23 protein-coding genes and 1 tRNA gene are annotated in these 20,887 nt (G+C 58.9%); 11 read left to right on the forward strand and 13 right to left on the reverse strand.

What is annotated here, in order from left to right; genetic code table 11:
* Positions 1 to 6 precede the first annotated feature (6 nt).
* The 3 genes from tcuA to ACR0E6_RS18705 all read left to right on the forward strand — a co-directional run bounded on the left by tcuA (position 7) and on the right by ACR0E6_RS18705 (position 3,280).
* Positions 7 to 1,401 (forward strand): FAD-dependent tricarballylate dehydrogenase TcuA, encoded by a 1,395-nt coding sequence (gene tcuA / locus ACR0E6_RS18695; RefSeq protein WP_480586056.1) that lies wholly within the window; start codon positions 7 to 9, stop codon positions 1,399 to 1,401.
* A complete protein-coding gene (tcuB, locus tag ACR0E6_RS18700; protein ID WP_480586059.1) occupies positions 1,391 to 2,458 on the forward strand; it encodes a tricarballylate utilization 4Fe-4S protein TcuB in 1,068 nt (355 codons plus the stop codon). Before tcuA ends, tcuB begins: the two co-directional genes overlap by 11 nt.
* 117 nt (positions 2,459 to 2,575) lie before the next feature.
* A complete protein-coding gene (locus tag ACR0E6_RS18705) occupies positions 2,576 to 3,280 on the forward strand; it encodes an SDR family NAD(P)-dependent oxidoreductase (RefSeq protein ID WP_480586062.1) in 705 nt (234 codons plus the stop codon).
* A 12-nt stretch (positions 3,281 to 3,292) separates the two neighbouring features.
* On the opposite strand, the gene ACR0E6_RS18710 is transcribed toward ACR0E6_RS18705, so the two are convergent.
* The gene (locus tag ACR0E6_RS18710) at positions 3,293 to 4,072 is read right to left on the reverse strand and encodes a methyltransferase domain-containing protein (protein WP_170738196.1); all 780 of its coding nucleotides are present in this window, start codon (positions 4,070 to 4,072) and stop codon (positions 3,293 to 3,295) included.
* 385 nt (positions 4,073 to 4,457) lie between these two features.
* Between ACR0E6_RS18710 and ACR0E6_RS18715 the strand changes: the two genes are divergently transcribed.
* The 3 genes from ACR0E6_RS18715 to ACR0E6_RS18725 all read left to right on the forward strand — a co-directional run bounded on the left by ACR0E6_RS18715 (position 4,458) and on the right by ACR0E6_RS18725 (position 7,214).
* A complete protein-coding gene (locus ACR0E6_RS18715; protein ID WP_480586065.1) occupies positions 4,458 to 4,850 on the forward strand; it encodes a GFA family protein in 393 nt (130 codons plus the stop codon).
* 207 nt (positions 4,851 to 5,057) lie between these two features.
* Entirely contained in the window at positions 5,058 to 5,978 is a 921-nt protein-coding gene (locus ACR0E6_RS18720; protein ID WP_480586068.1) for a sulfurtransferase, read from the forward strand.
* Positions 5,979 to 6,056: 78 nt separating this feature from the next.
* On the forward strand, positions 6,057 to 7,214 hold the full coding sequence (locus ACR0E6_RS18725) for a M20 aminoacylase family protein (protein WP_480586070.1): 1,158 nt from the start codon (positions 6,057 to 6,059) through the stop codon (positions 7,212 to 7,214).
* A gap of 6 nt (positions 7,215 to 7,220) precedes the next feature.
* Here the strand turns inward: ACR0E6_RS18725 and ACR0E6_RS18730 are convergent, their stop codons facing one another.
* Positions 7,221 to 8,201, reverse strand: coding sequence for a hypothetical protein (locus ACR0E6_RS18730; protein ID WP_480586073.1), 981 nt, complete (start codon positions 8,199 to 8,201; stop codon positions 7,221 to 7,223).
* Between the two features lie 103 nt (positions 8,202 to 8,304).
* Entirely contained in the window at positions 8,305 to 9,513 is a 1,209-nt protein-coding gene (locus ACR0E6_RS18735; RefSeq protein WP_480586075.1) for an MFS transporter, read from the reverse strand.
* A gap of 213 nt (positions 9,514 to 9,726) precedes the next feature.
* On the opposite strand from ACR0E6_RS18735, the gene ACR0E6_RS18740 reads away from it, so the two are divergent.
* On the forward strand, positions 9,727 to 10,140 hold the full coding sequence (locus tag ACR0E6_RS18740) for a VOC family protein (protein ID WP_170456718.1): 414 nt from the start codon (positions 9,727 to 9,729) through the stop codon (positions 10,138 to 10,140).
* 5 nt (positions 10,141 to 10,145) lie between these two features.
* On the opposite strand, the gene ACR0E6_RS18745 is transcribed toward ACR0E6_RS18740, so the two are convergent.
* The gene (locus tag ACR0E6_RS18745) at positions 10,146 to 10,604 is read right to left on the reverse strand and encodes an Lrp/AsnC family transcriptional regulator (protein ID WP_170524427.1); all 459 of its coding nucleotides are present in this window, start codon (positions 10,602 to 10,604) and stop codon (positions 10,146 to 10,148) included.
* A gap of 119 nt (positions 10,605 to 10,723) precedes the next feature.
* Between ACR0E6_RS18745 and phhA the strand changes: the two genes are divergently transcribed.
* Positions 10,724 to 11,524, forward strand: a complete 801-nt coding sequence (phhA, locus tag ACR0E6_RS18750; protein WP_170456714.1) for a phenylalanine 4-monooxygenase — start codon at positions 10,724 to 10,726, stop codon at positions 11,522 to 11,524.
* Between the two features lie 5 nt (positions 11,525 to 11,529).
* Here the strand turns inward: phhA and ACR0E6_RS18755 are convergent, their stop codons facing one another.
* From ACR0E6_RS18755 to ACR0E6_RS18765, 3 genes are all read right to left on the reverse strand, one after another.
* Positions 11,530 to 12,048 (reverse strand): GNAT family N-acetyltransferase, encoded by a 519-nt coding sequence (locus tag ACR0E6_RS18755; protein WP_170456712.1) that lies wholly within the window; start codon positions 12,046 to 12,048, stop codon positions 11,530 to 11,532.
* A complete protein-coding gene (locus ACR0E6_RS18760) occupies positions 12,045 to 12,599 on the reverse strand; it encodes a helix-turn-helix transcriptional regulator (RefSeq protein WP_170456710.1) in 555 nt (184 codons plus the stop codon). The genes ACR0E6_RS18755 and ACR0E6_RS18760 overlap by 4 nt, the downstream gene beginning before the upstream one ends.
* A 119-nt stretch (positions 12,600 to 12,718) precedes the next feature.
* On the reverse strand, positions 12,719 to 13,735 hold the full coding sequence (locus ACR0E6_RS18765; RefSeq protein ID WP_170624936.1) for a Fe(3+) ABC transporter substrate-binding protein: 1,017 nt from the start codon (positions 13,733 to 13,735) through the stop codon (positions 12,719 to 12,721).
* Positions 13,736 to 13,885: 150 nt separating this feature from the next.
* Here ACR0E6_RS18765 and ACR0E6_RS18770 point away from each other — a divergent pair, with 150 nt between their 5' ends.
* On the forward strand, positions 13,886 to 14,644 hold the full coding sequence (locus ACR0E6_RS18770; protein ID WP_480586080.1) for a helix-turn-helix domain-containing protein: 759 nt from the start codon (positions 13,886 to 13,888) through the stop codon (positions 14,642 to 14,644).
* A 27-nt stretch (positions 14,645 to 14,671) separates the two neighbouring features.
* Here ACR0E6_RS18770 and ACR0E6_RS18775 read toward each other — a convergent pair whose 3' ends face one another.
* From ACR0E6_RS18775 to ACR0E6_RS18785, 3 genes are all read right to left on the reverse strand, one after another.
* Positions 14,672 to 15,172: a nuclear transport factor 2 family protein gene (locus ACR0E6_RS18775; RefSeq protein ID WP_170456704.1), complete on the reverse strand. Its 501-nt coding sequence runs from the start codon at positions 15,170 to 15,172 to the stop codon at positions 14,672 to 14,674.
* Between the two features lie 61 nt (positions 15,173 to 15,233).
* Positions 15,234 to 15,728 carry a nuclear transport factor 2 family protein gene (locus ACR0E6_RS18780; protein ID WP_480586084.1) on the reverse strand — a complete coding sequence of 165 codons (495 nt, stop codon included), beginning with the start codon at positions 15,726 to 15,728 and terminating at the stop codon, positions 15,234 to 15,236.
* The gene (locus tag ACR0E6_RS18785) at positions 15,725 to 16,672 is read right to left on the reverse strand and encodes an alpha/beta hydrolase (protein WP_480586087.1); all 948 of its coding nucleotides are present in this window, start codon (positions 16,670 to 16,672) and stop codon (positions 15,725 to 15,727) included. The genes ACR0E6_RS18780 and ACR0E6_RS18785 overlap by 4 nt, the downstream gene beginning before the upstream one ends.
* A gap of 173 nt (positions 16,673 to 16,845) precedes the next feature.
* On the opposite strand from ACR0E6_RS18785, the gene ACR0E6_RS18790 reads away from it, so the two are divergent.
* The gene (locus tag ACR0E6_RS18790; protein ID WP_480586090.1) at positions 16,846 to 18,009 is read left to right on the forward strand and encodes an adenylate/guanylate cyclase domain-containing protein; all 1,164 of its coding nucleotides are present in this window, start codon (positions 16,846 to 16,848) and stop codon (positions 18,007 to 18,009) included.
* 71 nt (positions 18,010 to 18,080) lie between these two features.
* Here ACR0E6_RS18790 and ykgO read toward each other — a convergent pair whose 3' ends face one another.
* Complete coding sequence (ykgO, locus tag ACR0E6_RS18795) at positions 18,081 to 18,206, reverse strand: type B 50S ribosomal protein L36 (protein WP_005648635.1); 126 nt, start codon at positions 18,204 to 18,206, stop codon at positions 18,081 to 18,083.
* 91 nt (positions 18,207 to 18,297) lie between these two features.
* Positions 18,298 to 18,372 (reverse strand) — tRNA-Val (locus ACR0E6_RS18800).
* Between the two features lie 148 nt (positions 18,373 to 18,520).
* Between ACR0E6_RS18800 and ACR0E6_RS18805 the strand changes: the two genes are divergently transcribed.
* Complete coding sequence (locus tag ACR0E6_RS18805; protein WP_480586093.1) at positions 18,521 to 19,381, forward strand: N-formylglutamate amidohydrolase; 861 nt, start codon at positions 18,521 to 18,523, stop codon at positions 19,379 to 19,381.
* Positions 19,382 to 19,384: 3 nt separating this feature from the next.
* On the opposite strand, the gene ACR0E6_RS18810 is transcribed toward ACR0E6_RS18805, so the two are convergent.
* Complete coding sequence (locus ACR0E6_RS18810) at positions 19,385 to 20,638, reverse strand: DNA polymerase IV (RefSeq protein WP_480586096.1); 1,254 nt, start codon at positions 20,636 to 20,638, stop codon at positions 19,385 to 19,387.
* Positions 20,639 to 20,887: the final 249 nt, after the last annotated feature.

Consider the following 20,887-nt stretch of genomic DNA (forward strand, 5'->3'; position numbering starts at 1 on the left):
CAGGATATGGCCACCCCAAAGGAAGCTTACGATATCGCTGTGATTGGCGGTGGGAACGCAGCCCTCTGCGCCGCGATGACTGCGGCTGAGGCAGGCGCGCGCGTTCTGATCCTTGAGACGGCGCCAAAACCTTATCGCGGCGGAAACTCCCGCCATACGCGCAACTTTCGCTGTATGCATTCGGGCCCGTTGGGCCCGCTCGTCGAGATGTATGGCGAAGACGAATACCTCTCGGATCTGCTGAAAGTCACCGGCGGCAAAACCGATGAACATCTTGCCCGCCTCGCGATCCGCACCTCCGAGGAATGCCTGCCGTGGATGCAAGAACACGGGGTCCGGTTTCAGCCTTCGCTTTCCGGCACATTGTCATTGGCACGGACCAATGCGTTTTTCATGGGGGGCGGCAAATCTCTGGTGAATGCCTATTACCGGACGGCGGCAGGTTTGGGTGTAGATGTGCTGTATGAGGCCGCTGTGACGCATCTGGAACTGAACAGCGACCAGATCGAGTGGGTCGATTACACCTATGAAGGCCAGTCTCATCGCATCGCGCCCAAGGCGGTCATCGTTGCCTCCGGCGGCTTTCAGGCAGACACCGATTGGCTCACCCGCGCCTGGGGTGAGCCTGCGAAGAACTTTCTGATCCGGGGAACGCCGTACAACCGAGGCGTGGTCCTGTCTGATCTGCTGGATCAAGGCGTAGAAAGCGTCGGCGACCCGACCCAATGCCATGCCGTTGCCATTGACGGGCGCGCGCCGAAATTCGACGGCGGCATCGTCACCCGTCTGGACTGCGTGCCGTTTTCCATCGTCGTGAACAAACATGCCGAGCGGTTCTATGACGAGGGCGAAGACGTCTGGCCCAAGCGCTATGCGATCTGGGGCCGTTTGGTGGCGGCGCAGCCGGATCAGGTGGGATATGCCATCATCGACGCCAAGTCGCGGAACCTGTTCATGCCGTCCGTGTTCCCGCCGCTAAAGGCGGACACGTTGGATGAATTGGCCGGGATGATGGACCTGCCCGCAGAGAAATTGAAAGCAACCGTCAGCGCATTCAACGCCGCCTGCGGTGACACCAGCGGGTTTCACCCGACCGAACTGGACGGGGTGGCGACCTCGGGACTGATCCCGCCCAAGACCAACTGGGCGCGCCCAATTACCGAACCGCCGTTTTACGGCTACTCGCTGCGGACCGGTGTGACCTTTACCTATCTTGGGTTGAAGGTTGACGAGACGGCCCAGTGCTCGACGCCCAGCGGTAAGATCAAAAACCTGTGGGCGGCCGGGGAAACGATGGCCGGGTCGATCCTTGGGCAAGGCTATCTGGCGGGCTTTGGCATGACCATCGGAACTGTTTTTGGACGCATCGCAGGACGAGAGGCCGCCGCTTATGCAAACTGATCTTATTCAGGAAGCCCGCCGCCAGGCCGAGATATGCAACGCCTGCCGCTATTGCGAGGGCTATTGCTCGGTCTTCCCGTCGCTGCACGCAGAGCGCGCGTTCTCGGATGGGGACATCACGCAATTGGCCAACCTGTGCCACAACTGCCGGGGCTGTTACTACGCCTGTCAGTACACCGCCCCGCACGCGTTCGACCTGAACCTGCCCAAGGCGCTGGCCGAGGTGCGGCGGGACAGTTGGGAGAGCTTGGCATGGCCGCAGCCGCTGGCACGCCGGTTCCACACCCATGGCGGGGCCATCGCCCTGGCGTTGGTGATCGGATTTGCCCTGTTGTTCTGGGCGACCCGCGCCATCGGTTCCAGCGGAGGCGAAGGATTTTATGCCGTCCTGTCCCACAACGCGATGGTCGCGATCTTTGCGCCTGCATTCCTGCTGCCTCTGTTCAGTATCGCCTTCAGCCTGAGGCGCTATTGGGCCGAGGTTGGCGGCAAACCGATCCAGATGTCTGATCTGACGGTTGCGCTCAAACGTGCGGGCAAGATGCAGGATCTGGCCGCAGGCCATGGCGAGGGTTGTAACTTCGAGGACGAAGACCGGTTCAGTCAGGGCCGACGCCACATCCACCACGCCATCATGTATGGCTTCCTGCTGTGCTTCGCGTCGACCTCGGTCGCGACGATCATGCACTATGTCTTCGGAATGCACGCGCCTTACGGGTTTTGGTCGTTGCCGAAACTGTTCGGGATTTCCGGGGGGCTGCTGCTGACAGTGGGATGTGGTGCGATGGCGCTGCTCAAGCAAAAGTCAGACCGAGACCTCGGCGATCCGTCGGCCTGGGGCGGGGATATCGGCTTCATCCTGTTGCTCGGGTTTGTGGGGCTCAGCGGGCTGGTTCTCTATGCCCTCGGATCAACGCCTCTGATGCCCGCACTGCTGGCCATCCATCTCGGTTCGGTCCTTACGTTTTTCCTCCTTACGCCTTACACAAAAATGGCACACGGCTTCTATCGGCTTGCGGCGCTGATCCGGGACGCACAACGCAAGCGCGGCGCATAGCCATCGCTTCCATGCCGTGCGGGGCGCGGAACAGGTTCTAACCGCCACCAATCTGCATCAGTCCGACGGATGTGCTAAGATGCGCCTCGGGTGACAATCGCGACGGAGGAGATCGATATGAGTGCGGGTGTCTGCGCAATCATCGGATACGGTCCGGGCCTTGGGGCCGCATATGCCGAGGTGTTCAGGAAGGCCGGATACACCCTTACGCTTCTCAGCAGGTCGGGGGCCGGTATCGGGGGCGCAGGCGCATCTGACCCGCAGGTCAAACCCTTTGCCTGCGATGCCGGAGATCCCGACAACCTCAGAGGCGCCTTGAAAGCGGTCGAGGATGAGTTCGGCCAGATCGACGTCGCCATATACAATGCCGACCTTGCTCAGTTCGGAACGCTTGACGATGTGACCGAGGTTCATTTCGAACAAAGCTGGCGCGTAGGCGCATTGGGGCTGTTTGTTACGGCCAAAGTGCTGGGGCCGCAAATGGCCGGGCGTGGGTCGGGTGTGATCATCGTATCCGGGGCTACGGCAGCGCTGCGCGGCAATCTCTGGACAACCGCTTTTGCGCCGTCAAAATCCGCGCAACGTGTGCTGGCAAATGCGCTTGCAAAACAACTTGGGCCGAAGGGCGTGCATGTGGCCTACATGGTCATCGACGGCGTGATCGACACAGAAGACACGCGGACGGGTTTCGCACCCGACAAACCGGATGACTTCTTCATCAACCCTGTCCACATAGCTGAAACTGCGCTGATGCTGGCGCGACAGGACCGATCGGCCTGGACGTTCGAGTTGGATATTCGCCCGTTTGGCGAGAAGTGGTGACGCGGCTATCGGTCAGGTTTGTTTGCGCGCAATGATGATGAATTGCGTTATCGAGAAAAAGAACCGGCCTGCCTCGGCAAGGCTTTGTTGTTCGTCAAACCACGCCTGCGCAACGGCGGGGTCGACATGTGCGTTTGCAACGGCAAATTGCCTCATCAGATGCAACATCATGGTTGCGATGCCGTCCGGCTTTAGCTGATGATCTACCAGTGTAATCGACCGAACCTCGTCCACCTTATCACCCCGTGCCTTGATCAACGCAGGTAGTCTTTCCGGTACAGACCCGCTGACAAAATGCCGGTTCCATGAGGAAATCATGGCCTGCATCCTCTCTGGCGCATCGCTGAACCAGATCAGGGTGTCAAAATGCAGATCGCTGACAACCAGCCGACCACCGGGTTTCAGGCAGCGCATTGCATCGGCAATTGCCCCGTCAATATCGTCGACATATTCGAACACCTGCACCGAAACCGCCTTGTCCGCCATGGCGTCTTCGAACGGAAGCGCATTGGCGACGCCGGTACGGAATTCGACGCAGGCATAGTCACGGCATCGGGTTTTTGCAGCCGCCGTCATGTCGTCGCTGGGGTCAATCCCGATGACGCGGCCCTTCTGTCCAACTGCGCGGGCCAGTTCCGCAGTCAGCAGGCCGTTGCCACATCCGATATCCAATATGGTTTCACCCGGCGCAGGGCAGAGAGCATCGAATGAAGCCTGTCGCCTGCGCGTTATGTCAGCGCCCTGATACGCGTTTTCCAGGATTCTTGTTGTCTCGGCATCAAAATTCAGCACTTTGTTCCCCCCTCCACTCCGCCGATCTTAACAGATTGGTCGCTTTTGAATCCGAACCGGGTTTTCGAACGATGGAAAGCGCCCCGAGGGCCTTAGTTTTGCTAAGTTGGTCGGTGGCTAAACGGTTCCCCGATACCCAACTGCCGCCCGATCTTTTGCGGCGTTGGAATAGGCCCAGGATCTGAAGGCTTCGACGTTTGGAGTGACCCACGTGTCCCGCCCGCCAAGGAGGTATGGCGCAACGAAAGTCACATCATAGCGTTTGTGACCGGCCAACGCCGGGTGGGTGTTGCAATACGTCAATCTGACGTCAATTGATGAGCGGCAATCAAAATCATGACTCACAGGCAATCTCTTCTTATGCTCGGGCAACGGAGGGGGCAGTATGTCTGAAAAGCTACTTGGCGGGTGCAAATGCGGTTTGGTCCGCTTTGAGGGCGTGCGCGGGGACGCCCCGATGTTTCGATGCCATTGCCGGGATTGCCAGCAACTGACAGGCTCGGGCCATTCCGAGATGATGCCGCTGATCGCAGAAACCTTCAAAATTGGCGACGCCTGCAAAACCTATCAGATGACAGGCGGATCGGGTCGCTTGACCTTTAGCGGGTTTTGTCCGAATTGCGGATCACAACTGACACGCCGCAGCGAAATGATGAGCCAGTTGATCTATGTTCACGCCGCCGCGCTGGATGATCCGTCCAATTACGCCCCCGAGAAGTCGATCTATTCTGACGCTGCGCAATGTTGGGATGATGCGGTGATCCCGCAAGATACCTGAGCGGTCGCGGCCATCTTGTGCAATCAACGGCGATAGCGCTTCAATCGGAATTGCTTTTGGATTGGATGCGCCAGATAAGCTGATCGATCCGGTCCTGGCAGGCAGCCTGTCTGCAAGTACAAAAACTTCGAATATTGGACTTTGGGTGCAGATTCGATGGATAATTGCCTTGGCGCGACCCACGTCTGATTGAAGGAGGCCGTAGGGATGTCCAAGAACCTTCGCCCACTTACCGACACCGCCTGGCTGGCAGATCACCTGACCGACCCGAAGCTGCGGATCATTGACGTCCGATGGAAGTTCCGGGAGGAAAACGGCAAAGGCGTGGCCTTTGATGACAGGTCAGAGTATCAGGCCGAGCATATCCCCGGCGCAGTCTATGTCGGCATGTCGACAGAACTTGCCGACAGTACACAGACCATTCCTGACATGATGTTGGGCCCGCACGACTTTGGCCGGAAAATGCGCGATCTTGGTGTTTCAAGCGACAGTCATGTTGTCGTCTATGATGACTCGGGCCTGCCGCTGGCATCCGCGCGGCTTTGGTGGGCGCTGTCGTATTTTGGCCATGACAACGTGCAGGTCTTGGACGGCGGGCTGCAGCAATGGAAGCTGGAAGACCGACCCACCGAATCCGGCGATATTTCCGTCGAGCCGGGGAATTTTGAAGCCAGGGCGCAAGACGGCTGGATCGCCCGGAAGGCTGATGTCTTGGCTGCGCTTGGAAACCCGGACGTCAGGATTGTCGACTTCCTGCCAAACGATCTCTATCGGGGGCAGGGCGCTCATACATGGGGTGGGCGGTCCGGGCATATTCCCGGAGCAGTCAACATCCCTGCGATCTCGAATATCGATCCGGATTTGGCCGATACACCCATAGCCGAGCGGGCAGAGAAACTGCGGCAACTGGGTTCATTCAGGCTGTCGAACCAAAAGAGCCTGCTTCAACACTACCGCGACAAGGGCATTGAGACTGAAAATGAGGTCATTGCCTATTGCGGCCGCGGTTTGGCGGCTTCCAATGGTCTTCTTGCGTTGCGCTATATGGGGTTCGACACATCTCGTCTTTATGACGGGTCATGGGCCGAGTGGAGCGCGGACGAAAACCTTCCGATTGAAACGTCGTAATACAACGCCCACGGCCCTTGCATACTTGCGGTTTTGCACTCAACATCCCGGCTGCCAGCCACAAAAAAGGATGACAGCTTGGTTTCCGACGATCTCGCCAAATCCCTGCGCCAATGGCGGCAACACCTGCATCAAAACCCAGAGTTTGGGTTCGAAGAACAGGCTACGGCGGATTTTGTCGTCAAGCGGCTGAAGGCGTTCGGGATCGAGGATATCGAGACCGGAATCGGGGGCACCGGTGTCGTCGCAACGCTGCGGCAGGGAAATGGTGATCGAACGATTGCGCTGCGCGCGGATATGGATTGTCTGCAAATCCATGAAACCACCAATCTGCCTTACGCGTCGTCCAAACCCGGCCTGATGCATGCTTGCGGTCACGATGGGCACACGACAATCCTGCTGGGCGCTGCTGCTGTTCTGGCCCAAGAGGGTGGGTTTGACGGAACCGTGCGGCTGGTTTTTCAACCGGCCGAGGAATGGGGGCAGGGCATGAAGGCCATGATCCGAGACGGGTTGGGATCGCGGTTGGGATTTGACGAAATCTATGGTCTGCACAACAAGCCGGGCCTTCCCGTTGGGGCGTTTGAAATCCGACCCGGCCCATTCATGGGTGCCGAGGACGGGTTTCGCATAACCGTGCGCGGTCGCGGTGGCCATGCCTCGCGCCCGCAGGACTGCAAGGATGCGATCCTGTGCGCCTGTTCCATCGTCAGCGAGCTTCAGACGATTGTATCCCGGGCGATAGACCCCTCGGCCCTTGCGGTTGTTTCGGTGACTTCGATTGCGGGCGACAATGTCAAGAACGCCATTGCCAGCGAGGCGCGCATCGAAGGCGATTGCCGCCATTTCGATGATGCCGTCAGTCACCGGGTCGAAGAGTCGATGCGCCGCATCGCGAACGGCATGGCCATGGCCCATGACTGCGACGCAGACGTTGAGTATGAGCGTGTGTTTGTCCCGCTGGTGAATGACGCTGAAGCGACGCAGCGCGCGCTGCAGGCGGCGAGATCGGTGTTCGGCGAAAACAACACGGACCCGGATGCCCGCCCCATGGGTGCATCCGAGGATTTTGCCCAAGCTTTGAAACTTGCGCCCGGTGCGTTCGGTAATTTTGGCAACGGCGACAGCGCACCGCTGCACAACGCCGGGTATGATTTCAACGATGCAGCGCTTGTTCCGGGCGTTCAGTGGTTTGTGGAACTTGTGCGCAACCGGCTGCCCGTCAGCTCGGATTAGACCCCGCTATTTACAGATCGGCAGCTCCAAGGGCGGCTGCTTGGGCAAAGAGTCCCTCCATTGGTTTATGATCGGTTGAAGCGTGCGTTTGGGCCAGAACTTCGGTGTGCCAATGGCTTGCAGACACGCGGCGTTCCAATAAACGCCCGCGCGCGACAGTGATCGCCCCTTGCTCACCGCTTTTGCAACCGCGTTGATATCTTTGGATTCAGGATAGATATAAAGCGTCGTCGGGTTGCCCTCTACCAGCGCCAAAATCTCTTCCGAGGCGGATTCCGACCAGGTGGTGCAGCCGTTGCTGCGCCCACCCGTATAGTTCACAAGCCGTCCATAAGGGACATAGCCGTCATCATCAGCATGAGAGCTTGTGGGGTTCTTGAACCGACATTGCCATTTCAGGAAAACGGCAGGATGGCCACCAATGGCCCTTTCACGCGCATTGCTGGTTTCGCCTTCGCCATCGAACAACAGAAACGTGCGATAGAACGGCTTGGTCTGGCCGGACTGGCTGTAAAACCCTTTGAAGGACGTTCGGGTTTCGGCGGTGACATAGGCCCCGCCCGCCGTCAGCTTTGATCCTTCGGCATTGCTGAAATTCTTTGCGCATTGCCGCCCGTTTGCGAAATTGGCGCGTTGCAGTTTTCGCCCATTGCCATACCCGGATGAAACGGCGCGGAATGTCCGCTGAGATTCACAGATGACATAGAACCTGCGTCCGGGGCTGCCGTTGCGGGCGGTACTGGGGCGGGTCGCGTCTTTGGCAAGATAACAGGGGTTGCTGACCTTACCCTGCCGGGTTTTCTGCTGATACAGCGCCCGCGCCCTTTCCAGCACGACAGGCGCGATCTGGCCGTCGCCCGTTCCCACATGCTTTTGCAGCCAGGCGGGGATATCCGATGACAGGGCAGTGGCCCGTTCGGGCAAGGCCGCCGCCGACGCGGCAAGGGTCATGATGGTGACTGCAAGACGGATCGATTTCGGTCGCAACTGGAAATCTCCTGCCAGAATGTCCTCAGTTCCAATCTATCACAACTTGCAGGGGTTTGGGGGCTCGGCAGACACTTAAGACTGCTGCCTGTTGCCACAAATCCTAGGTTCCTTGCGCGTGGCCCTTCAGCCGGATCACCAACGGCAGCATGGCCGCGACCAGCACGGCCGCAAACAGAAACGGTGCGCCCGGGAAATAGATGCCATCACTGTCCACAGACGCATAAAAAATCCCGGTCAGCGCAAGCGGAGACAAAACCGCCGCGACCGAGGACAAAGACGCGATGACGCCCTGCACCACACCCTGCCGATCCTCATCCGTCTGGTTCGACGCCATGGCCGTCATCAGGGGTGGAACCATGTCAGACAGCGCGGCGAGCAGAAGAAAGACGACCAAGGCAGCAATGGACCCGGTGAAACCAAACCCGATCATGCCGATCAGCGCCGAAACCATGCCCAGCATCAATGTGCGGTAATCCCCGATCCACCGGATGAAGATCGGCATCAACCCGCCCTGAACAAACGCCAGCAGCACGCCATAGCCGGCCAGCGACAATCCGATATAAAGGGTTGGCCAGTCGAACACTTCGCGCGTCCAGAAGGCCCACAGTGTCGGGTAGACCATGTTCGCAAACTCAAAGATGAAAATGCACAAAAGCGGGACCGCAAGCCCGGGCAGGCGGAAGGCGTCAAAGATCGACTTGAACGGGTTCAGATCACGCTTGCCAAACGGGCGGCGTTTGTCCGGCGTCAGGCTCTCGGGCAGAACAAACACGCCGAACAAGGCGTTGCCCGCCGACAATGCGGCGGCAATCCAGAACGGCGCGGCGATGCTGATTTCCGCCGCGATGCCGCCAATGGCGGGGCCGAGGACAAATCCAATCCCGAAGGCCGCGCCGATCAGGCCAAAGTTCGCTGCCTTTTCCTCGGGGGTCGAGATATCCGCGATATAGGCGGTTGCGGTGATATAGGTTGCCCCGGCCAGACCCGCGAGCGTTCGCCCCAGCAAAAGCAGCCAGAAACTGCTCGCTAAAGCCATGATGACATAGTCAACTGCCAGCATGGCAAGGGCCGCGATCAGTATCGGCCTGCGGCCAACCGCGTCCGAGATGCTGCCAACGATGGGACCGCACAGGAACAAAGCCCCTGCATAGGCTGCCATCAGCAACCCACCCCAGAACGCCCCTTGCCCCGTATCGCCTGCGCCAACCCGGTCCATCAGATCTGGCATGATCGGAAACACGATGCCGATGCCGATGGCGTCAATCATCAGGGTAATGAGTATGAAAAGAATGGCTCGGTTCTGAAACATAATACCCTGTCGAACAAAGGGGGTGATACTACGCCAGACAGAGTTAGCCGCTTTAGTCACCCTGCAACAAGGCCGTGATGATCGTGGGCCAACCTGCTTGAGCCGAGGGCGCAGCGAGTCGGGGATAAAATCAGCGTCACCGCCCGGGTTGATTTGGCCCGCGCCACCTGCCTAAGGTCGGCGAAACCAAACGAAACCCCAGAACAGGCCCCTATGAAGCTGGAATTTCACCATATTAACTTTGTGTCCGAAGATGTCGGGCGGCTGCACCGGTTCTATACTGAAACGCTCGGGCTGGACGATATTCCGATCGAGAACTTCCCCCGATCTGCCGAGTCGGATGATCGCGGCTATAGCGGCCAGATCCGGTTTGCCACCGACGGGCATATGCAGATGCATCTGGCCGAACGGGATCTTGGCGTTGCGTTCAAACACGGGGAATCCATCAATCCGGTCGAGCGTGGCCATATCGCTTTCCGCACCGATGACATCGCGGCCTTCAAGGCGATGCTGGATGAAAAGGGCATCCCATATTCAGACTATGGCACCGCCTTTGCCAAGGAATGGCATCAGGTCTTTTTCCTTGATCCCGAAGGCAATGTGATCGAGGTCCATCAGGCCGTTTGACCCCGTCACAGGATCGGCAACGGCCCGCGTGTCTTGTTTTGCCGCAGAACGAAGTTGCTGCGGGTGTCCCGAACCAGACCTGATTTTAGCAGCCGTTTCATGATGAACACTTCAAGGTCCTCGGGGGTTCGGGCATAGACCTTCAGAATGAAATCATGATCCCCGGTGATCGAGGCGCATTCGACAATCTGCGGTTCGGTTTCCACCAGTCGCAGGAAATCGGCGATGCTGTTCTCCTGATGATCCCGCAGCGCCACATGGACATAGGCAATAGCATTCAGTCCCACGGCTTTGGCGGTGACCTGCGCGCGATAGCCCGAGACGACGCCCGACGCCTCAAGGTCGCGAACGCGCCGCCAGCATTGTGAGGCCGACAGCCCCGTTTGCTCGGCCAGTTCCTGCATCGACAGACGACCGCTGGATTGCAGGACACGCAGAATGGCTATGTCTGACTGGTGAAGCATATGGTTCGATATTCCACAGTTGGCGAAACATTACGGTCAAAATAGATCATCCGAACGTCCGCACCAAATCAAATATCGCACTACTTTGGGCGTATCCTGTCAGACAGGAGGACGCGCCCATGCCCAAATCGACAAAATACACCGCCAAGCACGCCGATGATCGCGGCCATATCGACTACACCGATCAGGAAAACGCGGTGTGGGCTGATCTTTACGCTGCACAGGAAGACAATGTTCAGCGCTACATGGCGCGCGAGTATCTGGACGGGCTGGTCCGGCTTGACCTGCCAAAGACGCGCGTGCCGTCTTGCGCCGATATCTCTGAGCGATTACTGGACCTGACCGGGTGGCGCGTCCAACCGGTTCCGGCGCTGATCGGGTTCAAGACCTTCTTTGGTATGCTGGCCGAGCGTGTTTTTCCGGCGGCCTCATTCATCCGAAGCCGCGAGGATTTCGACTACATCGAAGAGCCCGACATTTTCCACGAAATCTTCGGGCATACCCCTTTGCTCAGCGATCCTCGCTTTGCTGCATTCAGCCATGCGATTGGGCGGGCGGGCGTCCGGGCCGATGCGGCGGATTATGCCTGGCTGATCCGGCTGTATTGGTTCTCGATCGAGTTTGGACTGCGTCGTCAGGACGGTCAGATCAAGGCGCTGGGCTCGGGTCTTGCGTCCTCGCCGACCGAACTGGTCTATGCCGTGACCAGTGATATCCCGGATCGTGACCCATTCGACGTTCTGACCATTCTGCGCACGCCGTACCGGATCGACATGCACCAGATGGGGTATTTCGTGCTGGACGATCCCGAGGATCTGTTTGCGGCGGCCGAACGCGACCTGCTGGCCGATGTGCGGCACGCGCGGCGCTTGGGTCTGTTGCCAAACAAGTTCCCCGAAAAGGTCACCGCAGCCGAGTAGAACGCCTAGCCGAGGCTCTTGTACATATAGGTCGTCGGTTCGAACACCGGCTCGAACGGGTTGCGGCAGTAATTGGGGATTTCTCCGGCAATCTGGAAGCCGATGTTTTGGTACAGGATACGAGAGGGATCGCTGCTGCGTGTATCCAGCACCAGCATGGTCCGGCCCAGCTCTGACGCCCTGTCTGTCAGGGATTTCATCAAGGCTCGCCCCAATCCACGCCGTCTGGCGTCGGGATGGACCAGCAGTTTGGCGACGTCCGCGCGATGTGGTTGATTGGGCATCACGGCGGGGATCAGTTGCACGGTGCCCAAAATCCGCCCGTCGCCATAGGCCACAAACAGGTCCAGCGTACCGGCGCGCAGGTCCGGTCGCACGCGGTTCTGCCAATAGGCCCGCGCATCCTTTTTCGAAAACGGAAGAATGAACCCGATGCTGGCGCCCGTATGAACACAGGCGTGCAGGATGTCGGCCAGATCATCATGGGCATCGTCAAAATAGGCGTCCGTCAATCGCGTGATCATATCAGCACCAGAATGTATCGCGCGCCCCGCGTTGCACCGGTTTCAAACCGGGTTGGCCCGCACAGGTGATAGCGCAGGCAGTCGCCACCGCTGAGCGTATGGGGCGTTCCGTCCACGGTGATCGTCAGACCACCGTCCAACATGATCAGGTGATGCTCTTGCCCCGGTTTCGGAGGCGTCTCGTATCCAATCACCGTGTTGCGCGGTAAGTGGCATTCCAGAACTTCTCCGGTCAGGCCCGTCGAGGGCGGTGAGACGGACCTGCGGGTAAATCCGGTCTCGGGATCGCTCCATTCCGTTTGCCGCTCATAGGGGACCTTGGGGTCAAAGCTGTCCTCGACCATCATCAAAAGGCGCGACATCGGCAACCCGTAAGCGGCGCAGAGGCGGCCCAGGTTTTCGGCGGTTGGGCTGACCTCACCCTTTTCCATGCGCGACAGAGTGGCCCGGCTGATGCCGCTTTGATCTGCCAATTGGTCCAGCGACCAGTTGTGGCTTTGGCGCAGTTCACTCAGGCGTGAGGCGAGGCGGTCTGAAAGAGTATCTAACATAGTCCATATTTGAGAAAAATTCACTAATATGGGAATATCGCTTAAAATTAAATTGTTTGCAAATGAAAAAGGGGCGCAGAATCCTCTGCACCCCTTCACTTTTCCAAGTTGGTCGGTTGTTACTTCCAGCCAACCTCGTTGAAGATTTTCTGCGCTTCGGGCAGATTCTGCGCGACTTCGGACAGGTTGATCTCATCCGCTTTGAACTCACCCAGCGACTTGACCGACTCGGCCAATTCGACGCCTGCGACCGTCGGATACTCGTCATTGCCTGCCGAGAAATACTGCTGCGCCTGATCGCTGGAGAGGTATTCAAGGAACTTGATGGCGTTCTCTTTGTTGGGCGCATTTGCGGCAACGCCACCGCCCGACAGGTTCATATGCGCGCCATAGCCGTCCTGGTTCGGGAAGACCCAGCCGATGGAGTCCCGTTCGGCGGACAGGCCCTTGACCTCCTTGCGGATCGAGCGGGCGAAGTAATAGGTGTTCGACACGGCGATGTCGCATTCACCCGAAACCAGACCGCGCAGCTGGTCGGTGTCGCCGCCCTGCGGGTCACGGGCCATGTTGGCAACAATTCCTTCGGCCCAGCTTTTGGCTGCATCCGCGCCTTCATGGGTGATGATCGAAGCCAGCAGCGTCTGGTTGTAAACATTGGTCGACGAGCGGATGCAGATCAGACCTTCATATTCGGGCTTGGCCAGATCGGCATAGGTGGCCGGCGGGGTGGCGACATTGTCTTTGTTGTAAAAGATGATCCGGCCGCGCTGCGAGAATCCGAACCACTGGTTGTCGCTGTCCTGAAGGTTTGCAGGGATACGCTCTTCCAGCACGGCGCTGTCGATCGATTGCAGAACACCGGCGTTCTTGGCGCGGGCCAGCCGCGACGTGTCAACGGTCAGCATCACATCCGCGGGAGAGTTCGCCCCTTCGGCTTCCATGCGGGCGATCAGCTCGTCGGCCTTGCCTTCGATGCGGTTGATCTTGATCCCCGTCGCCTCTTCAAAGTCGGAATACAGGCGTTCGTCGGTGTCATAGTGGCGCGACGAGTAAAGGTTCAGCTCGCCTTCGGCAATTGCAGATGTGGCGATCAAAGCCATCAGGCCAGCCGCGATGCATGTCGTGGATTTCAACATGGTGTCTCCAAACGTTGCAGATTCTTCCGGGTGGTTCCCGAGTGATTTAGTCAATTACCAAATTGCGAGTCGTTTGCAAGCAAATCCGACAGAAATAGTCGATAATTTGTTCAGATTTGAATCGCGCGCCCGATCCGTTACATTCGGACCATGTCCAAAGTGGTGTCGAACAAGACAGTATTGCCAGCAGGTGGCGGCGCATTTTCGCTTCCATCCCTGTCGGTCGGCATCTTTCTGAACGATCAGCCAACTCACCGTTTTGCCCACGGCACGTCCATTGCAACGCACCTGCCCCTGAGCAAGAATCAGGGCTGGATCCTTCCGGCGGGCAGCGATGGGGTATGCGAGTTTGACGAGGATCTGGAATTTGTCATGGTCAGTCTGGACAACGCGATCCTGACCGAATTTGATCTGAGCCGTGATTTTGAATTTCAGCCCATCGTGGGCGACATTGACCCGCTGCTGACGAACCTGAGCCTGACGGCAAGTGCATCTTTAGGTGGCGGTCTGTTATACCGCGAGACCATTCAAAGGGCGCTGGCCGCGCAGATCGTCGAAACTGTCCGACCTGCCGCGGATTGGCATCGCGACATTGAAGATGCCCGGCTGCGCAAAGTGCTGGACTATATTCAGGACAATCTGAGCCAGGACCTGTCGCTATCGGCGATGGCCGATCTTGCCGCGATGAGCGGGGCGCATTTTTCCAAGGCTTTCAAACACGAGGTTGGGGTTGCACCCCTTCAATATGTGATCGCGGCCCGGCTGGATCGTGCATCTGTTCTGTTGCGCACTACAAAGCTGACCGTGGCTGAGATCGCCTGGCGCGTCGGCTATCAGGATGTCAGCCGGTTTGGGCAACATTTCAAACGCAAGTTCGGCGCAACACCGGCCAAATTCCGGGCGGGATGACCCGCCCGAACTGGTGGAGCGTGCTGGTTACTGGCTCGCCCGCTCTGCTGCGATGCTGACCAACCCTCGATCCCCGGTTTCCCAAAGTGCGGTCATGGTCAGGGATGTGACACGCCAGCGGTCGCCGGACTGAACCAACGCGTAAGAGTATCGGCCACCCAATGTCCAAAGACCGTCATCAATGCGGTGGGTCGCTGTGAAATCGGCCTCGGCGGTGGCGGTATTGCCATTGACCGAGGTCACGGTTTCATTCGTCACCATGTGATGCGTGCTGTCGAAACCGGGCAGGAAGCCGGACCATGCAGCAATCAACGCGTCAGCCGGTTGCGTGGCAGGATCGCCGCCCCAAAGGCTGGTGTAGTCGGTTGTGACCGTGTCGGCAAAAGCGCTGCGCACGCGGTCCCAGTCGTGCCGGTCGGCCCCGGCGGCGATGTCCGTGATCGATCGGTTGATCTGGGCCTGATCAGCGAAAGCGATGGTTCCGGCCAGGGTCGCAATTGCGGCTGTAGAGATCAGTGTTTTCACCATTGTCGTGGCTCCTGTTTTCTCAGGTTGAATGAAAGCGGAGGCTTGGGATTCATCGGTCTGACTACTCGGCCAAACGTCCGGGCAGAGGCGCGAGCGGATACTGGGCCCAAAAGAACGCATTGGCCGCATCCTGATCGCCGGACAGGTTCGTCGCTTCAACGATCTTGCCGTTCTCGATGCGGTAGACCAGCGCCCAGATCGTATCGACATTTGCCGCGCCATCGACATTCGACCATCCGCGATGAATATCGACGACATGAGTTTCATCCGCACCAAAGTAGATCGGTTCGGCCTGAAATCCGACCGACCCAAGCTGTTCGAAGAACGCCAGAACCTCTGTACGGCCCTGTTTGGTGCCGCTTAAGGGATGGCGGCCGGGGATGTGCCACCGCACATCCTCGTCCATCACGGCAGCAATCGCTTCAAGGTCGTTTGCCCCATAGGCGGCAAAGAAATCCTGAACGGTTTTGATGTTCTCTTCCGGTGTTGCGGCCATTGCCAAGCCTCCGATCAGTAGGGCAGTTGAGGTCACAAGGGGTGCAAGCAAGGGTTTCATCCTTGCTCTCCACGAAAATGCTCGGCCATGGCGTCTGCGGCCCGCGTGACGTCTTCGGGATTGTCGTAGAAATCGAACTGGGTCACGTCTTCAAGCCATTGCATGGTCGCGTCCCCGGCAAATCCGCCAAGAAAGCTGCGGACGCCCTGCGGGATTGCGGCGCTTTCCGAATGGACGATGGCCAGTGGTTTATCCAGACGCTGCGGGTTGTCTGCGGGGTAGTATGTCAGCCAGCCTTCCCAGCCTGCATTGTTCCACTGATTGTCATATTCCGGGATCGCGCCTCGGTCGGCTTCGTAATAGTAGCCGCCGATGGGCATAAGCACGCCCTCAGCCCCTTCCGGACCTGCCGCCGGGATGATCTGACCGCCTGACGCTTTGGCGGCGCGGGACATTTCAATCAGACCGGCCACACCGTCAGCGCCGCCATACACGGTCTCGACGATCTCGCCGTTTTGCAACCAGGGGGCAACGAGGCCAACCCGCTGCACCAGATCATTCCCGGCAGAGGCGTCAACCATGTACCCGGCCGAGGCACAGATCCCCAGACCGTTGATCCGAGAGGCATCGACTTCTGGCAGTGTCGCCAGAACTTCAAAGGCTTTGGCAATATCCGAAGTTTTGGCCTGTGGGCTTTCGACAAACCGGACGCCTTCGGGCAGGTCACCGGATTTGCCCCAACCACGGAAGTCGAAGGTAAAAGCAGCAAAGCCGCGCGCGACCATCTGGCGGGCGTAATTCGCAGGCATCTGTTCCTGCACCGATGTCCAAGCGCCCGTGACGACAACGGCGGGCAGGGGCGTGCCGTCATATCCTTCGGGCAGGTAGAGGGTGCCCGACATCTCGGCCCCCTCGTTTTCGAAGGTAACAGCCCGTGTTTCGATATCGGCCATTGCGGTTGACGCCATCAGAGCGGCGGCAGTTGTAAGTGAAGCGCGTTTCATAACTCTCTCCATCTGTGATGTGGTCTTCGGCAGCCAAGATGATGGTTCTGGGCCGGTTTGAGAGGCGCGATTTCTGGGATTCACTATGCGAATCCTGTCAAATGCACCCGACGTTGCCGGTCAGGGCGCGGGCACCATATGTTGAGGCGAATGGCAGAGCGGGAAGGCGACCTATGCAAGACAAGAACGACCTGATCACCTGGCTGATTTCGCAGGGTCGGATGCTGGGTGACGAAACGCGGATCGTGTCGCAATACTGCGCAGGCTTGCAGGAACTGGGTGTGCCTTTGTCGCGGGTTCGGATTGGTCAGAACTACTCTAACCCGCTGATCAGCGCGTGGGGCATCATCTGGACGCCGGAGGGGTCTCGGAAATACACGGTTCCAATCACGATTCGGGTCTCAAGCGCGTGGCATGGCAGTCCGTTTCAGGCGGTTGTGACATCGCGCCAGCCCCTGCGCAAGCGGCTGTTGGATTTGGACCTGTCGGCAGAGCATGAGGTGTATTCCGAACTGCGCGATGCCGGTGCCACGGATTTCCTCGCCATGCCGCTGGAATATGGCGACGGTTCGGTTCAGGGGTCCAGTTTCAGCACGGATCACCCGGATGGCTTTTCGGACGCGCAGGTGCAAATCATCGAAGCCACCCGCCACGCATTGTCTTCGGCGCTGGAACCGATTGCGATGCGCGAGTCGCAGAAAAGTCTGCTGCAAACCTATCTGGGCGAAGGTCCGGCGCTTGAGATTGGCAATGGCAATATCAAACGGGGCGAGCATAAGTCGGTCTCTGCCGCGATCCTGTTTGCGGATTTGCGCGGGTTCACAGCGAAATCCGAGGTCTGGCCCGAAGAGAAACTGCTGACCATCATGGGTGATTTTTTCGAGATGGTTGTGGGCCCGATTCGGGACCATGGCGGTGACGTGCTGAAATTCATGGGCGACGGTGTTCTGGCTTTTTTCCCGGCAGAGCCAGATGCGGAAACCGCTTGCCAGTCAGCAGTGTTGGCAACTGCCGATGCTTTGTCCCGGCTTGCGGCGTATAATCAGGACGCCCAAGCCGCAGGTGCCGAACAGATCGAGTTTGTCGTCGGCCTCGACTATGGCCCTGTGACATTCGGAAATATCGGCAGCCCGGACCGGTTGGATTTTACTGTGGTGGGGTCAGCTGTGAATGTCGCCAGCCGGGTTCAGGGGCTGTGCAAGGACCTGGGTGAGCAAATGCTGATGACCAAGGATGTGCAGCACCATCTGAACAGGGAAACTGAATCGGTGGGCTGCCATCAACTCAAAGGGCTTGGCGAGGCGATCGAAGTGTTTCGGACCAACCCCGCCACCTGAGACGCCAAAGGCCGCGCACAAAAAAACCGCGCTTTACAGCGCGGTTCTTTCGAATTGCGTAAGTGCAGTTCTTAGCCCTGGCGAGCTTTGAACTTGCGCTGCGTCTTGTTGATCACGTAGACGCGGCCTTTGCGACGCACAACCCGGCAGTCGCGGTGCCGGTTCTTGAGCGAGCGGAGCGAGTTCTTGACCTTCATGGGTCTGTCTCCAATCTGCGGCGCCTTCATCAAAGACGTGGCCAGCGCCTGGGTTAGTCGGGTGCCCCGGAAGCCCGGAACAGTGAAACGATGGTGGGCGGTACAAGGATCGAACTTGTGACCCCTTCGATGTCAACGAAGTGCTCTACCGCTGAGCTAACCGCCCACTTTCCCTTTGCGTGCCCTGCCCCATAACGAAATGGGGCGCGGATCACCGCGCCGGTAGCGGGGTCTATAAAAGGAGTCGTTCAGGGGTTCAAGGGGTTTGGAAGAACAATTTTCCGGTCTATGTTGAGTGCGAACACGGAGAGATCATGCCGAACGCAGCCTTCATACTGGATATGCCCGAAAATCGCACCTCTTGCGCCGTGTTTTCGTCGCCCCATAGCGGGCGGGACTATCCCGAGGCATTGCTGAAACGGTCTGTTCTGAACCCAAACGTGATTCGATCCTCGGAAGATGCTTTTGTGGATCAACTGTTTGCCTCAGCGTCAGAGTTCGGCGCGCCCCTGATCAAGGCGGCCATGCCGCGCGCCTATCTGGACCTCAACCGCAGCGCGGATGAGCTTGATCCGGCGCTGATCAGCGGTGCGCGCAGGCAGGGGCACAACCCGCGCGTCGCCTCGGGGCTTGGGGTGATTCCCCGCGTGGTGGCCAATGGCCGGGCGATTTATCGCGGCAAGTTGACCATGGATGAGGCGCGTCTGCGCATCGACACCTATTGGCGGCCCTACCATACGCGGCTGAAATCGCTGCTGGCCGAGTCGCATGAAAAATTCGGGCAGGCGATTCTGATCGATTGCCACTCAATGCCGCATGAGGCGGTTGCCATGGCCAGCACCTCTCGCAGCCAGCGGCCCGAGATTGTTCTGGGCGACAGATTCGGTGCATCGGCCTCGACCGAGATTGTAGACCGCATCGAATCCGCCTTTGCGGCGGCCGGGCTGACAGTTGCGCGCAACGCGCCCTTTGCCGGGGCTTATGTTACGCAAACCTACGGGCGGCCCGGTCGCCAGCAACACGCGATTCAGATCGAGATCGACCGCGCGCTGTATATGGATGAAGAAAAGATCGCCCCGAATGCGAACTTCATGCCTTTCTCAAGGCTGTTACGTCAGGTGATCGCCGAGATCGCCAGCATCGGCGCGCAGCCTCAGCGTCTGGCGGCGGAATAGGGCCTAGCGCAAGGCGCGCCCCTTCACGATGGCATCCGCGCCGAACCGTTCCCGGATTTTGTCGGTCGCACGCTCGGCCTGAGACCGGCGCCCGGCGTCAGGGTCCAGCAAATCCCCTGATATGTCGGCCTGATCCGCTGAACACAGATCGGACAAGCCACAGCCCAGCAGCCGATAGGGGCCCTGATCGCCCACCTGATCGAACAGGCCCCGCGCAGTGCGATAGATTCGGTCGGCAATCTGGGTTGGATCGCGCAGCGAAACCCGCCGGGTGATGATCTTGTGATTGGCCTTCTTCAGCTTCAAGGTGACAACCCGACCGGCCAGATCCTTGGCCTTGGCCCGGTCGGACACTTTCAGCGCCATGCGCCAGATGTGACCGTCCAGAATGTCGGTGCTGGCGGTGTCTTCGAAAAAGGTGGTCTCATTGCTGATCGATTTCATCGGCTCATGCGCCGACACGCGCCGCTTGTCCTGACCGCGCGCCAGATGCCACAGGCGATAGCCCATCGAGCCGAACCGCGCCGTCAGCGCCTCCTGATCCCAGCGCAGCAGATCGGAAAAGGTGCGAATGCCCGCCCGTTCCAGCGACTCTTGTGCCGCCGGGCCAATGCCCCAGATCAGGCGCACGGGCTTGTCATGCAGGAACTCTGCCGTCTCGGCCTTGCCGATCACCGAAAACCCGCGCGGTTTGTCGAGGTCCGAGGCGACCTTGGCCAGAAACTTGTTGTGGCTCAGACCGATTGAACCGGTCAGGCCCAGCTCGTCCTTCATGCGCTTGACCAGACGCGCCAGCATGACCGCAGGTGGCGCGCCGTGCAGGCGTTCCGTCCCGGACAGGTCCATAAACGCCTCATCCAGTGACAAGGGTTCCACCACCGGCGTCAGTTCATCCATCATCGCCCGAATCTCGCGCGAGACTTCGACATAGACCGACATGCGGGGCTTTATCACCACCGCCTCGGGGCACAGCTGCAGGGCCTTGAACATCGGCATGGCCGAGCGCACGCCCCTGATGCGCGCCACGTAACAGGCTGTCGACACCACGCCCCGTTTCCCACCGCCGATAATCACAGGCTTGTCCGCCAAATCCGGATTGTCGCGCTTTTCGACCGAGGCGTAGAAGGCATCGCAATCCATATGCGCGATGGACAGGTCGAACAAATCCGGATGTGACTTGACCCGAGGGCTGCCACAGGTCGGGCAGCGCCGTTCGTCGGTGACTGTGGTCAGGCAATCTCGGCAAAGACCAGGCATGCGCGTCCTCGGGCATTCCACGAGTGGGTTGGGCACTCCTTATACCACCGATAAGGGGGGATCAAAGGTCCGACAATCTGTGCCTGATCTCAAAAGAAGACCCCCCGCGCGTCAGCGGGGGGAGGTAACGAACCTCAGGAAGACACGGTTCGTTGGGGAGTGTTTCATCCCCAAGACTCGCCGATATCTCTATATTTAGATAGGTTCCAAGCCCCAGACCCTAAACTTGCGCGTTTTCTGTGTATTTTC

The organism is Ruegeria sp. AP12 (assembly GCF_056540025.1).

Bases quoted from the DNA above. Each gene is read 5' to 3' on its own strand.
- tcuA (WP_480586056.1), top strand. From the start codon at position 7: ATGGCCACCCCAAAGGAAGCTTACGATATCGCTGTGATTGGCGGTGGG.
- tcuB (WP_480586059.1), top strand. From the start codon at position 1,391: ATGCAAACTGATCTTATTCAGGAAGCCCGCCGCCAGGCCGAGATATGC.
- ACR0E6_RS18705 (WP_480586062.1), top strand. From the start codon at position 2,576: ATGAGTGCGGGTGTCTGCGCAATCATCGGATACGGTCCGGGCCTTGGG.
- ACR0E6_RS18715 (WP_480586065.1), top strand. From the start codon at position 4,458: ATGTCTGAAAAGCTACTTGGCGGGTGCAAATGCGGTTTGGTCCGCTTT.
- ACR0E6_RS18720 (WP_480586068.1), top strand. From the start codon at position 5,058: ATGTCCAAGAACCTTCGCCCACTTACCGACACCGCCTGGCTGGCAGAT.
- ACR0E6_RS18735 (WP_480586075.1), bottom strand. From the start codon at position 9,513: ATGTTTCAGAACCGAGCCATTCTTTTCATACTCATTACCCTGATGATT.
- ACR0E6_RS18740 (WP_170456718.1), top strand. From the start codon at position 9,727: ATGAAGCTGGAATTTCACCATATTAACTTTGTGTCCGAAGATGTCGGG.
- ACR0E6_RS18745 (WP_170524427.1), bottom strand. From the start codon at position 10,604: ATGCTTCACCAGTCAGACATAGCCATTCTGCGTGTCCTGCAATCCAGC.
- phhA (WP_170456714.1), top strand. From the start codon at position 10,724: ATGCCCAAATCGACAAAATACACCGCCAAGCACGCCGATGATCGCGGC.
- ACR0E6_RS18755 (WP_170456712.1), bottom strand. From the start codon at position 12,048: ATGATCACGCGATTGACGGACGCCTATTTTGACGATGCCCATGATGAT.
- ACR0E6_RS18760 (WP_170456710.1), bottom strand. From the start codon at position 12,599: ATGTTAGATACTCTTTCAGACCGCCTCGCCTCACGCCTGAGTGAACTG.
- ACR0E6_RS18765 (WP_170624936.1), bottom strand. From the start codon at position 13,735: ATGTTGAAATCCACGACATGCATCGCGGCTGGCCTGATGGCTTTGATC.
- ACR0E6_RS18770 (WP_480586080.1), top strand. From the start codon at position 13,886: ATGTCCAAAGTGGTGTCGAACAAGACAGTATTGCCAGCAGGTGGCGGC.
- ACR0E6_RS18775 (WP_170456704.1), bottom strand. From the start codon at position 15,172: ATGGTGAAAACACTGATCTCTACAGCCGCAATTGCGACCCTGGCCGGA.
- ACR0E6_RS18780 (WP_480586084.1), bottom strand. From the start codon at position 15,728: ATGAAACCCTTGCTTGCACCCCTTGTGACCTCAACTGCCCTACTGATC.
- ACR0E6_RS18785 (WP_480586087.1), bottom strand. From the start codon at position 16,672: ATGAAACGCGCTTCACTTACAACTGCCGCCGCTCTGATGGCGTCAACC.
- ACR0E6_RS18790 (WP_480586090.1), top strand. From the start codon at position 16,846: ATGCAAGACAAGAACGACCTGATCACCTGGCTGATTTCGCAGGGTCGG.
- ykgO (WP_005648635.1), bottom strand. From the start codon at position 18,206: ATGAAGGTCAAGAACTCGCTCCGCTCGCTCAAGAACCGGCACCGCGAC.
- ACR0E6_RS18805 (WP_480586093.1), top strand. From the start codon at position 18,521: ATGCCGAACGCAGCCTTCATACTGGATATGCCCGAAAATCGCACCTCT.
- ACR0E6_RS18810 (WP_480586096.1), bottom strand. From the start codon at position 20,638: ATGCCTGGTCTTTGCCGAGATTGCCTGACCACAGTCACCGACGAACGG.